Genomic DNA, 12,324 nt, shown 5'->3' on the forward strand with positions numbered 1-12,324 from the left:
CCGTGTTCCACCCTCGCAATAGTCGGTCTGAATAAATAGGGTCGGAGAGGATTCGAGGGCCGGCTCCCCCGAGCCTCACAGCCGCCTAGCGAGCCGTGCCGCCCAGCCCCACCTTCGGCTTCGCCCACGACCTGCCGCTGGTGTCCTTCAAGATGTCGTACTCGACGTCGACGTGCGGCTCGATCGCGCTGTACTTGTCGTTCGGTGCGCCGATGATGAGCTGGAACCCGAGGCCCCGCCACGCACCGATCGCGCGCTTCGTGAAGTGCGCGTCGGCCTTGATGAGGGCCTCATCGAGGAAGACGGGGGCGTAGCGCGGCCGCTCAGAGCCTGCATCACCGAGCTGGTAGCGCAGCGCCGCACCGACGATAAACGCGATGAGCTCCTGGGATTCGCCACCGGACTTCTCGCCGATGTGGTCGAAGAGCGCCGCGTGCTGCCCTGTCTCGGCATGCACCTTCTCGGCGCTCACGCGCACGTGGTTGCGCACGTCGACGAGCTCGGCGAAGTCGGGCGCTGAGCGGCGGATCCGCCCGATGAACTTCTTCATCCGTTCGTATGCCTGCTCGCGATCCGCATCGTTCTCTGCCGAGGCGATGAGTGAGCGCACCTCGCGCAGCTCGGCCCGGAATCGCCGACGGGCTTCGGACTGGTTCTCGCGCGGGGTGATCTGCAGCCGGTGTTCGTCGTCGTAGAACGGCAGATCACGCATGATCGCGTTGATCGGCTCGATGCGCTCCTTGATTTCGCGCAGCGACCGGCTGAGCGTCGAGTCGAGGTTGGTGAGGTCGTTGCCCGAGAGCTTGAGCAGGCTGTGCTTCCACTCGGTTTCGAGCTCGTGCAGTCCGCTCGTCTCGAGCTCTTCGAGGATCCGCTCGAAGTCCTTCAGCGACGAGTCCGGGTCGGCGCGGAGGTTCGGGTTCGGCCAGCTCTCGAGGAAGCTTTCGAGCGCGCGCTTCAGGTGATCGCGCTGCTCTTCGAGGGTGTCCTGCGCGGTCGCCTGGTCGTCGGCGAGCAGCTTGGAGGCGCTGAGGAACGCCGCGTCGAAGCTCGCGAGGGTCTCGCTCTTGCTCCGCTCGCGGGCGGTCTCTGGCGCGCTGAAGCGCTCATCGAGGTAGGCGGCTTGCGCCTCGGTGAGCTCGCGCTCGGCGTCTTCCGCGTCGTCGATGGCCTGCTGGGCGGTGTCGACCTCATCGGTGACGTCGGCCCAGCGTGCGGCGATCCGCTCCTGCTGCTCCTCTGCGCGGCCGACGAGCTTCTGCAGCCCCTCGTGCTTGAGCTTGAGGCCCGCAATCTGTTCGTTCAGCGACTCGATTTCGGGGCTGCCGGTGACGAGCTCACTGACGATCCGCTCCCAGTTGGCCAGCTCCGCTTCGAGGCTCGCAACGTCAATCTGCTCCCAGCTGAGCTCGCTCACCTTCAGGTAGGCGGCGTGCTTCGCGTCGAGCGCGTCGAGGCCCGATGCGGCCTCGCGTTCGGCCCGCTCGGCGGCGAGGATCTGCGCCTCAAGGTTCGTGAGCTGCTCGGTGAGATCCGCGAGCCTGAGCTGGTTGGAGAATCCGAGCACGTTCTGCTTGCCGTGACCGCCGTGCGCACCGCGCGCGCCCTGCGACATCTGCCCGGAGATCGTGATCGCCATCGCGTGCTTCGACAGCGTGGCCGCGTCGTCGATGCAGGCGAAGCCGAAGCGGTCAGCGAGGCGCCCTTCGAGCCACCCTGTGAACGGGGTGTCGCGCACGTCGAGCCGGCCGGGAAGGCCAGCGGGATCGAGGCGGGCCGTCCTGCGCAGCCCGGTCGGCACGCCCTCGTAGCGTAGGCGGGTCGGCATGCGGAGTTCGTTGATCGCGGCCCGGAACACGGGCAGCAGCCCGTCGTCGATGAGCAGCGTCGTCGCGAAGCCGCCGAGGGCGAGGTTGAACGCCTCCCGCCAGGGCTCGAACTCGGTGCGCACCTCGACGAGCTCGCCGACGAACGGCAGCTCCTCGGGGGTAAGCCCGGCTGCGCGCGCGAGCACCTCGCGCGCCTCGTGCAGGTGGCTCGGAATGTTGCCGCGCAGGCCGGCAGCTCGGCCGCGCTCTGCGGTGAGCTCAGCGACCTGAGCTCGGAGCGCATTGGTCGCGCCGCGGGCATCGGCGTAGCCGTCGCGCACGCTCGCCTTCGATTTCGGATCCGCGAGGGCTTTTTGCGCGCGGGCCACGAGGGCGCGGAACGCCTTCTCGGTCGTCACTTCCTCGCCGAGCTCCGCAGCGGCTTCGTCGAATCGACGCCTGGCCTCGCGGACGATCGCCAGCCGCTTCTCGACGATCGACAGGTCGCGCTCGGCGCGCTCGATGCGGTCACCACCCGAGTTGCGGAGCACCTCGATGAGCCCGTCGCGCTCAGCCTCCACGGCCGACGCGAGCGCCTGCTGCGTACGCACCTCCTGGTCGGCGTTCGCCTTCTCCTGCTGGAGTTCCGCCTCGACGTCACGCAGCAGCGAGAGCCTGCGGGTGTTCCGCCAGAGCGCCGAGAGCGACGTGGGGTCTGCAAAACGGCCGATCTCGTCGATGAGTCGGAGCTGATCGGCTGCGGCGGTGATCCTGCCACGCATGTCGCGGATCGGGCTCAGCGCGCGCACCTGCCGCTGCGCGGTGACCATGCGCAGGCGCGTCTCTTCGAGCTCGTCGAAGTGCGCGACGACGGCGTCGGCGGTGCCGAGGGTGTCTGGCTCCTCAAGCACCATCCGCTTGTAGAGTTCGTCGACCGTGGTGATCTGCTGGCCCGCCTGAATGCGCGCGAGCAGGCTCATCGCCTTCGATCCGGCACCGGATGCCCCGATGCCGAGCACGGCGTGCATCTTCGCCGAGAACTCCCGGTCGGTGGAGAAGGTTTCGAGCCCCGCGGCCTTCACTGCGGAGTCGCTCAGGCGCTGACCGGCAGCGGCTTCGAGCGCCGCGAGATCGAGCGGCCCGTCGCAGGTCGCGCGCACGCGCACCGTGTCCTCGATGATGCGCGCGGTCGCCGGAATGTACCAGGCCCGCACGGCCGTGAACTGCGAACCGTCGTGGTCGGTCCAGGTCATCGCGATCGCGGTCCAGGTGTCCTCCCCGTCACCGCGCAGCACGCGCACGTGCGTGCCCTCGTCAGTGCGGGACTCGTCGAGCTTGCCGCGGCCGTACGAGAGAATGTTGCGCTGCTCCTCGCCGCGCGAGCGCCCCGAGACGCCGCCGTTCGAGGCACCGTTGAAGGGGGTCGTGTGCGGCATCATGAGCGCGATGTACGCGTCCATCAGGGTTGACTTGCCGGAGCCCGATCCGCCACAGAACAGCGTCGCGTTCGGCGAGAACTTCACGCGGTGCGCGCCGTCGTAGCCGCCCCAGTTCACGAGCTGCAGCTCGTCGGCGACCCACTGCTGCCCGCGGGAGGCGGCAGGGATCAGTCCAAACAGTGTGTCGAGCATGGTCATGCTGATGCGCCCTCGTGATCCTGTTCAGTGGTGTCTTGCTCGGCGGTGTCTTGCTCGGCGGTGTCGGTGGGATCTGGATCCGCTACCGTCTGCGCCGGAGCCGCCGCCTGCGCCGAAGCAGCCGGAGCGGTCTGCTCGCGCAGCCAGCCCTGCAGTTCGCGCAGCCGGTCCGCGCTCAGCACGACCTCGACGAGCGGGGTAATCGTGAAGCGTCCCTCGGTCTCTTCCTCAACGATGCCCTCCTGGCGGAGCCGGCCGAGCGCGCTGCGCACGGTCTTCTGCCTGGCCGCAGGGCTGCCCTCCTGCTCGTTGAAGTAGCTGAGCACGGTCTGCTCGATCTCTTCGACGTCGATCCGCACGGCGAGCTCCCCCGCCGTTGACTCGCGCTGGTACACGGTGCGGAGGTAAACGAGCACGAGCGTCTCTGCCCGGTTGTAGGACTCGTCGCGCAGCAGCACGGGCACCTCGAGCTCCTCCGAGCGCACCTGCTGCTTGTAGGCGACACCGCGCTCGGGGTCGACGATGAGCCGCACGAACAGGTCGTGCAGCCGCGATTCGATGACCTGCTGATTCTCGAGCAGCACCGCCCACTCGTCGCTGTGCTTTTCTGCGAAGATAACGCGGCGCTGCAGCAGCCGCACGAGCACGCGGCGCACGGCCGGTTCGAGCACGCCGCGATCCCCCGCGAAGTATTCCTCGGGGTCGTTCTCCATCGCGACGGGCGCGACGAAGGGAGCCCCGGCGGTGCCGGGTGCGTCGGCGTCGGGTGCCTCGGTATCGGGCGCTTCGGTGTCGCGCACTTCAGCTGCGGTCTGGTCAGTCATGCGTGTCATCTTTCAGTGTGCGCGCGGTCACCGCGCCGAAGGCGAACTGGCGGGTGGTCCCGTCGGGACGCAGGGCCTCGACGACGGAGACCTCGCCGCTTTCGGTGAGGCCGTTGCGGTGTGCAATTTCGAGGAGGCCGAGCAGGTCGGCCGGGCGGCGGTTCTCGTCGCTGTCGATCCCAGAGAAGGCCTCGGCGAGATCAAAGTGGTCGCCAGCGATGCCCGCGACGTAGTCCTCAAGCTCGGAGTAGTTCGGGCCGCCCCACGCGCGCGTATCGGCATCGACGAACTCTGCGCGCTCGGCAGCCTCGCGGGCGGCACTCAGCGGCACGGGAGTGTTCGGCGGGCGCGGATCGCTCACGGTCTGCCTGAGGTGGCCGATGCCTGCGGTCGGGAGGCTCCGCAGTGGATCGATGCGATCCCCCGCCTTCGACTCCGGCACCCACGCCTGCAGGCCAGCCATGACGCTGCGCAGCAGGTGATCGACCTCGCGGTCGCGGATCGGATCGTGCGTGCGCACCTGCGTCGTGATGACGTGTGAGGCGCGGCGCTGCGCACCGAGCACCTCCTCGACACCCTGTTCGACGCGCTTCGCGATCGCGCGCAGGTCGTTCCGCTGCTCCGCGCTCATGTGGCGTGTGAAGGGCTTCCCGAGGAGGTTCTGCAGCTGCTCGGTGAGGTTGTCGATGTGTTCGGGATCGCCGATGAGTTCGAGCGCGCCCGCGAAGGCGCGCCCCTCCGGCGTCGCCTCCATGACGTGCTCGCCGCGGTGCAGGTACTCGCGGAGCACCTCGCCCGCGGGGCGCTCGTCGCGGCGCAGCTGGGCCAGGACGTCGCGCTGCATCGCGTTGATCGACTCGGCGACGCGCACGAAGTCGGCCGGCAGCTCGCGCGACAGGTGCAGCACGTTCTCGGTGTCTTCAAGCAGCTGATCGTCGTCAATGGGGTCGAGCTCGCCGTCTTCGGCCTCGATCCGCTCGATCATCGCGATCTCGGCGTCGAGCGCCGCCCGTTCCTCGCGGAGCCTCGCGAGCCTGATCTGCGGGTCGGTCTCGGCGCTCTGCGTGAGCTGCTCGACCGATTCGAGGAGCGTCCGCACGCGCGACCGCGACACCTTCGCGCGGCCGCCGCCAGCACGGCCGGCGACCTCGAGCGCCCCGACAGCCTGCGCCGACAGCTTGTACAGCTCAACGCCGTCGTGGATCTGCGGCACGAGCCAGCCGACGCGCGCCCAGTAGCGGCAGATGTCGCGGCCCGAACCGTTCGGCAGTGTCCTGTCGCCGAGGTCGTAGCCCGCGGCCCGCAGCTCCTCGACGAAGGTGCCCACCTCGACGTGCGCGTCGGCGATCGGTACGCTCGGCCGCTCGGCGGAGAACATCACCGAGAGCACCGACACCACGAAGGGTGCATACCTACCGTGCAGCAGGTCAAGCGTCGGGTTCTTGAACGCTGCCACCGCACGCTGATACGCGGTCTCTGCTCTCGAACTTGTCACCGATCAAGGATAGCGGGCTGCGGGGTGCTCGTCGGGCGCGGCGGACGGGCCTGTCCGCCGAACATCGCGGAGCAGCCCACGCGCCGTTGAACGAGGAAGGAGCCTCGGACTAAACCCTCCGAGAGCAGATCGTTCAGCATGGTTTGGCGCAAAACTATGAAACAGCTCCCAATCTGGATAAAACCCTTACTCATTACCCCTTAGTGTGCAAGCATTCTATCCATGAGGGCGATCACCGAAAGCTTGCCATCCACATTCACTACCGAGACGGCGCGACAACACGGCGTGCATCCGCGCGTGCTGTATTGCTGGCGAGATGAGGGCGAAGTGGTGGAGCTCTCTCGCGGTGTATTCCGTCGCTCCGATGCACCGCCTGCGTCACACCCAGATGAGCTGGCAGTCGCGTACCGCGCACCGCGCGCAATTATGTGCTGCGTGTCGGCTGCCGCTCTCCATGGACTCACTGACGAGATGCCAGCTTCGGTGCAGATCGCAGTGCCCAAGCGTTCCCACACCCCCGTGATCACCTACCCCCCGGTCACAGTGTTCCGATTCGACGAGGCAACATTTGAGCTTGGCCTCTCGTCGTTTGAAGCAGGCCCGGGCGAGGCGGTGCGGATCTACGACGCAACACGCACCGTCGTCGACCTGATGCGCTTCCGTCACCGATTCGGTGAACCACTCGCGCACACGGCCCTGAATCGATACCTGGATTCTGCCGGAGCGCAGCCCGCGCTACTCCTGGACTTTGCGGAAGCGCTCAGCGTATTCGGGCCGGTACGTGCTGCCCTAGACGTCGCGAGCGCCCGATGACTCGGCCAACCCGAGACAGCGCTGCGGGCCGCGCGTACCTGGACCTCCAGAATCGCGCCCGGCGAGAGAACCGCGGCACGCAAGAGCTCCTGACGATGTACGTTGTTGAACGGTGGCTGGCCCGACTGGCCCATTCTCCTTACGTGGACGATTTCGTACTCAAGGGCGGCATGCTGTTGGCGTCATTCGGTGCCCGTCGTCCGACCGTCGATGCGGACGCGCTGGCGAGAAACATGGCCGCTGACGAGACCACCGTTGCAGGCCGTGTCGCAGAGATCGCTGCGCTCGAAAGCGCAGACGACGGCATCGAGTTTTTGCCGGACACCGTCGCGACCACAGTGATTCGTGACGACGCACTCTATTCCGGTGTCCGGGTGACCATGTGGGCGCAGCTAGCAACCGCCAGGCTGAAGCTGCAGCTGGACATCAACTTTGGGGATCCAGTGACACCGGCACCTCGCTTGGTCCAGCTGCCGGCGCTCCGGCCCGATACCAAACCTATCCACATACTTGGCTACCCAATCGAAACCGTATTGGCGGAGAAGTTAGTCACCGCGATAGACCTGAGGCGTGCCAATACACGCGTGCGAGACTTCGTCGACATTCATATTCTCACTGGTACGCAGCGCGTGCGCTGCGGCTCAGTTCGTGCGGCCATCGAGGCGACCGCCGCCTTTCGGGGCGTCGCGCTGACGCCCTTCTCGCAAGCAACCGTGGGGCTCGGAGCGCTCCGAGCAAAGACATATGCCGCGTATCGCAACGGCCTGGGTACGGCAGCTCAAACTCTCCCCTCGCAGTTCGTCGAGACGATTTCCGACATTGCGGCGTTCATTGATCCCGCGATGGACGGGCTCGATGGAGCGGCAGAATGGAATCCCCCGGTGCGACAGTGGGAGCTCGAGTGAACGACTCGCGCCCTCGCCCTCCACCCGCCCGGTACCACTCAACCGCGATCTGGAGCCGGTCACGGAGCCCTAGCTTCACGAGCACGCGGCTCACGTAGCGCCGCACCGATGTCGGTTCGACCACCATGCGTTCCGCGATCTCCGCGTTCGAGAGGCCATCCGCGATCAGTCTCACGAGCTCGCGCTCGCGCGGCGTGAGACCGGTGAAGAGGGCAACCGCTCGCTGCTGACTCGCTGGCGATGGCGTCAACGGGGTTCCCCGCTCAATGACCTGCCGCGTGATTCGTGGGGTGAGGATCGCGTCACCGGCTGCAACGGCACGAACGGCACGAACGAGTTCTTGACTGCGAACATCCTTGAGGAGGAATCCCGAGGCACCTGCGGCGAGCGCCCCAAAGGCGTAGGCGTCTTCGTCGTAGGTCGTGAGCACGATGACTTTCGTGGCCGGGTGGGCATGGATCAGCTGCCTGGTCGTCTCGATGCCGTCAAGGTTGGGCATGCGCACGTCCATCAGCACGATGTCTGGCTGCGGCAGTCTCTGCTGGATTCGGTCGGTGAGGATCGCGAGTGCTTCGACGCCGTCACGGGCCTCCGCGACGACCTGAATTGCGGGATCGCGCCGCAGCATGAGCTGAAAGCCGCGGCGCGCATACGGCTGGTCGTCGACGAGCATCACACGCAAGTCTGTGTGCGCCCCGGTCATGGCCGGGCCCGACTACCTGGCCGAACCGCCGCCCTGCGAGCAGCCACTTCGTCAGTCCGCGATGCTGTCCGGTGCATGGCGGGCACGCTCGCGCGCACCTCCCAGGTTGCAGACTCGGCCCACCCATATGTGAGTGTTCCCCCGCTGGCTTCCACTCGGGAGCGCAGCAGCAGCAGCCCGGTTCCGGGGGCGGCACCGGGTTGGTCAGCGTTCGACGAACCCGTGCTCGTGTTTCGCACCACGACAACGAGCTCCTCGGGGAGGTGCTTCCAGGTCACCGCTACTTCGCGGGGAGCATCGCTATGCCGCATGGCATTCGTGAGTGCCTCTCGAGTGATCGTGAAGCACAGGTGGGCCAGCCCAGGATCGGCCGCCCGCTCCCCAGCTTCCACAAACAGCACCAAGAGCCCGAGCGAACGCGACTGCTCAACGAGCGCTGCTGCCTGCTCCCAAGCATCGAGATCCCCACTACCAGGCAACGGGTCCCCCTGCCACGGCGTCCCGGCACGGTCAGCGCTCTCCGCCAGAGCCCGCACCGCTTGCCGCGTCTCAGCAAGGCTCTCCCGCGCAACGGCATTGATCCCCTGAAGCGCCTCCTCCGTTTCGGCGTCTGCCGTTATCCCGATCAGCCCCTCGCTCAGGGCGATGATGCTCGTGAGTTTGTGCCCGACACTGTCGTGGAGTTCCGCAGCGATCTGCGACCGAGTTTCTGCGAGGTCGCGCTGCCGGGTCAGGCTCTCGGCGTGCTGCGTGCCGATGAGGGCTTGCCGCTGCGAGCGCTGCCACCCCCGATGCGACCGTGCCGCGATCCCGACGGCCGCGGCAGCGAGCACGACGCTCAACAGCCCGAGGTACTCCGCGAGGAACGTGCCCGGCGAGCTGAACAGGGCGGCGCTCACCGTTGTCGCGAGCAGCACCGCGGCTCCCGCCAGCGCGAGTTTTGCAGCTCGAAGCCGGGAGGTCGCCGCGAACACCGCAAACAGCACGGGGAAAAGCACCGCGTCCTGCAGTGAGACCAGTGCTGCTGCGACGAGTGCCGCACACTCGAGGATCAGCACGCTCATGGGGAACCGCGGTGCCCAGGCCAGCACAACCGCTGCAGCGATCCCGCCCGCCCCGACGATCACCGATCCTGTGATTGTCTGAGTGATCTCGGCGGTGTTCCCGCCGGGCCTGAAGAGCAGCATCGCGACCAGCAGCGACTGGTAGACACTGCACACGAGCACGGCGACCATCGCTCCCGTGCTGGGGCGCTCGGGAGCGCGGCTCGTATATGAGAGCCACTCCCGCACAGCGAAGCGAGCGCCGAGCACCGGCGCTGCACATTGCTGAGTTGCGGGCGGGGGCATGCGCGGGGTTCCTGGGGTCGGTACTGCCGGTCTATCCGTCACGAATTCGTACGGCAACCCTACGCCGCTCGCAGTGCGAAGGCTACGTCGCGGGCCAGCCACGGCCCGATCCGCCACCGCTGCACCACGAACAGTACCGCCCAGCACACCAGCACCGCTGCCCCGATTTCTGCCCAGGGAACCACCAGCACCGGCGAGCCAAGCAGCCGAGCCGAGCCGAGTGCCATGACCAGGCCGGCTCCCGCGACGGGGATGCACGCCAGGGCTCCGGTGCAGATGGCGAGCAGCACACTCTGCCAGTGGATCATCGCGGTCACCTGCGACGGGGCCGCACCCGCGGCGCGGAGCACTCCTTGGTCACGGCCCGCGTTGCGCCCAGAGAGCGTGATCACCGCGACACTCGTGAGCAGGGCGACGACGGCAAAGAGGCCGATCATTACCGCGGTATCAACGTAGTTGGGTGTGCCCAGTTCGAAGCCCGCCGCTGCGACGAGAACTTCGTAGGTGCGTAATACCGTCAACAGCATCCCCGCCGTTCCGATCGCGGCGGCGAGCGGTGCAATGATGTGTGCGTTGCCGGTGTTCCTGGCGCGTGCAGATCTCGCAGCGAACCGCCCGATCGGGCTCGCGCCGAGCGCCAAGCGACCGCCGTCGATGAGGATCGCGGTCGCCGCAGGCCCGATTGCATAGCTCGCGAGTGCTGCTAAGAGGCCCACGAGCATTGCCGTGTTTACTGCTGCCCCGGCTGCGCTGCCAAAGCCTGTCGTTTCGGGTCCGGTGACCACGCCAACCACGAGGATCCCGGCTACTGCGAAGAGGCCGACCCCGGCAAGCCAACGCGGCCACCCAGGACCGCGACGCGAAAGCGTCGATTCCCGCACAGCCTCAAGCGGTTCCACTCGGGCGGCCCGCCGCGACGGCCCGGCAGCGCCGAGCAGGCAGGTTCCCACGGCGATGACCAATGCCGCAACCCAAGCAAGCGGCGACGGCGTAAACGGTGGCGGTTCGAACGGAGCCGTGCCAGCGGGGAAGCTGAGCGCGGCCATCTGGTTGAACAGGGGCACCGCTACGTAGCTCAGTCCGATCGAGAGGAGCGAACCGGGGAGCGCGCCGAGCAGGCTCGCGATGCCAACCAGCGCCCAGAGGCTGCCCCTGACTTGGCGCGGGCTCGCGCCAAGTAGGCGCCACTGCGCGAAGGTGCCGCGCGTGCGCTCCACGGTCGCTGCCCCCACAATCGTGAGCGAAAACAGGGTAAGCAGAGCGACGAACACGTAGATGGTGAGCGACACCGCCCCGAACTCCGCCGGGTCCAGGCCTGCGCGGGCCGCCGCCGCAGCGAACCCGCCGCTCGTTGTCCAGACAAACTGGTTCGCACAGGCCCCAATCAGCGTCGAGAGCACGCCAACGACCACGATGATCGGGAGCCAACTCGAAAAGTCGCTGCGAAAGATCCGCGCCACATGCCCGAACATCGTTAGGCCTCCCCGATTTCACCCGCGGCGGCCACAGGGCCTCGCATCCCGGCGAGAACATCGGTCGCTGAGAGTCTTCCGCTGACCTCAGCCACCCGCCCGTCTCGCATAAAGACGACCCGGTCTGCGCGTGCCGCTGCGTCGACGTCGTGCGTGACCATGACTACGTTGGTGCCACCAGTCGCGAGATCACGGAGGACGTCAAGCACCAGGAGCGTGTTGCCCGTGTCCAGCGCCCCGGTCGGTTCGTCAGCATAGATCACCTCAGGCCGCAACAGCATTGCCCGGCACAGCGCGACCCGTTGCTGCTCACCGCCCGATAACGTGGCCGCCAGGACACGGCGCTGCTGTCGCAGACTAAACGTAGCAAGCAAGGATTCCATGTGCGGCCGGTCAGTCTTGCTGCCAGCGAGTGAGACCGGCAGTGCAACGTTCTCTTCGACCGTCAGGTAGGAGACGAGGTTGTACTGCTGAAACACGAATCCCACGCGCTCGCGCAGCGCCACCGCTCGCTGCTGCCTCGAGAGCGCGTATACGTCAATACCGCTCACCCACACGTTCCCCGCATTTGGCTTATCGAGCCCGCTCAGACAGTACATGAGCGAGGATTTGCCGGCCCCACTCGGACCGACGATCGCGGTGAGCTGGCCGGGCGGAAGGCTGACCGAACAGTCTTCGAGCACGCGCGTTCCGGGTGCCGCGGCGGTGCCCGTATACCGGCTCACGCCAGCCGCTTGCACCCATCCGGCGGAATCTTGCGTTGCGTTCATGTGCACCTTCTTGGTCTCGGTGCAGGGGTCGCTGCACTCAGACCAGGAGACACTGAGAGGCCCTCGCGCCGCTGAGGTGAGAGCGAAATTGTCATCTGAGGCGGACAGTTTTCCACGCGCGCGGCGCAGTTGGGCCACATTCCCAAACCCACGACTTTAGTAAGGTGGTTTATAGTATGGTCCTTAAGTAAATGCATTGCGGGTCGACCCGCACCCCAGAAAGGAATCCGATGTCTGTCATCGAAATGGTTGAGTTCACCACCCACCCAGGCACCACGACCGAGAGCCTCGAAACCGCGCTCCTAGCACTCGACGACGAGCTCGCGAGCCTCGGCGGGCTCGAGTCTCGCGAGCTGTTCCGCGTAGACGGTGCCGAGAACGCCTGGCTACTCGACTACCGCTGGGCCTCCCTCGAGACCGCGCAACGCTCCATGGGGGCAGTCAGCGAGAGCGCGGCGTTCGGTTCACTGATGGCCCTCGTGGCCTCGCCAGAGACGATGAAGCTCACCTACGGGGTCCCCGCGGCGGCCTAGCGCCGGGCCGCGGCG

Annotated in this window: 10 protein-coding genes; 3 read left to right on the plus strand and 7 right to left on the minus strand. The window is 67.0% G+C overall.

Annotation, left to right across the window (positions count from 1 at the left end; genetic code table 11):
* Positions 1–85: 85 nt before the first annotated feature.
* From AUL38_RS04975 to AUL38_RS04985, 3 genes are read right to left on the minus strand one after another with little or no spacing between them, the layout of a single operon-like run.
* Positions 86–3,445, minus strand: coding sequence for an ATP-binding protein (locus AUL38_RS04975; RefSeq protein WP_059059661.1), 3,360 nt, complete (start codon positions 3,443–3,445; stop codon positions 86–88).
* Positions 3,442–4,269 carry a DUF4194 domain-containing protein gene (locus AUL38_RS04980; RefSeq protein ID WP_083506604.1) on the minus strand — a complete coding sequence of 276 codons (828 nt, stop codon included), beginning with the start codon at positions 4,267–4,269 and terminating at the stop codon, positions 3,442–3,444. Before AUL38_RS04980 ends, AUL38_RS04975 begins: the two co-directional genes overlap by 4 nt.
* Positions 4,262–5,764, minus strand: coding sequence for a DUF3375 domain-containing protein (locus AUL38_RS04985; protein WP_059059663.1), 1,503 nt, complete (start codon positions 5,762–5,764; stop codon positions 4,262–4,264). The genes AUL38_RS04980 and AUL38_RS04985 overlap by 8 nt, the downstream gene beginning before the upstream one ends.
* A gap of 435 nt (positions 5,765–6,199) precedes the next feature.
* Here AUL38_RS04985 and AUL38_RS17695 point away from each other — a divergent pair, with 435 nt between their 5' ends.
* Both AUL38_RS17695 and AUL38_RS05000 read left to right on the plus strand, forming a co-directional pair.
* Positions 6,200–6,577, plus strand: coding sequence for a hypothetical protein (locus tag AUL38_RS17695; protein WP_235590612.1), 378 nt, complete (start codon positions 6,200–6,202; stop codon positions 6,575–6,577).
* Entirely contained in the window at positions 6,574–7,482 is a 909-nt protein-coding gene (locus AUL38_RS05000) for a nucleotidyl transferase AbiEii/AbiGii toxin family protein (protein ID WP_059059670.1), read from the plus strand. Before AUL38_RS17695 ends, AUL38_RS05000 begins: the two co-directional genes overlap by 4 nt.
* On the opposite strand, the gene AUL38_RS05005 is transcribed toward AUL38_RS05000, so the two are convergent.
* The 4 genes from AUL38_RS05005 to AUL38_RS05020 are packed head-to-tail and all read right to left on the minus strand — an operon-like array spanning position 7,406 to position 11,776.
* On the minus strand, positions 7,406–8,185 hold the full coding sequence (locus tag AUL38_RS05005; RefSeq protein WP_083506605.1) for a response regulator transcription factor: 780 nt from the start codon (positions 8,183–8,185) through the stop codon (positions 7,406–7,408). The genes AUL38_RS05000 and AUL38_RS05005 overlap by 77 nt on opposite strands.
* Complete coding sequence (locus AUL38_RS05010) at positions 8,182–9,534, minus strand: sensor histidine kinase (RefSeq protein WP_083506606.1); 1,353 nt, start codon at positions 9,532–9,534, stop codon at positions 8,182–8,184. The genes AUL38_RS05005 and AUL38_RS05010 overlap by 4 nt, the downstream gene beginning before the upstream one ends.
* Before the next feature lie 59 nt (positions 9,535–9,593).
* Positions 9,594–11,006: an ABC transporter permease gene (locus AUL38_RS05015; RefSeq protein ID WP_059059675.1), complete on the minus strand. Its 1,413-nt coding sequence runs from the start codon at positions 11,004–11,006 to the stop codon at positions 9,594–9,596.
* A gap of 2 nt (positions 11,007–11,008) precedes the next feature.
* A complete protein-coding gene (locus AUL38_RS05020; RefSeq protein WP_083506607.1) occupies positions 11,009–11,776 on the minus strand; it encodes an ABC transporter ATP-binding protein in 768 nt (255 codons plus the stop codon).
* A gap of 230 nt (positions 11,777–12,006) precedes the next feature.
* Between AUL38_RS05020 and AUL38_RS05025 the strand changes: the two genes are divergently transcribed.
* A complete protein-coding gene (locus AUL38_RS05025) occupies positions 12,007–12,309 on the plus strand; it encodes a hypothetical protein (RefSeq protein WP_059059678.1) in 303 nt (100 codons plus the stop codon).
* Positions 12,310–12,324: the final 15 nt, after the last annotated feature.

The organism is Leucobacter sp. G161 (assembly GCF_001482305.1).
Taxonomy (GTDB): domain Bacteria; phylum Actinomycetota; class Actinomycetes; order Actinomycetales; family Microbacteriaceae; genus Leucobacter.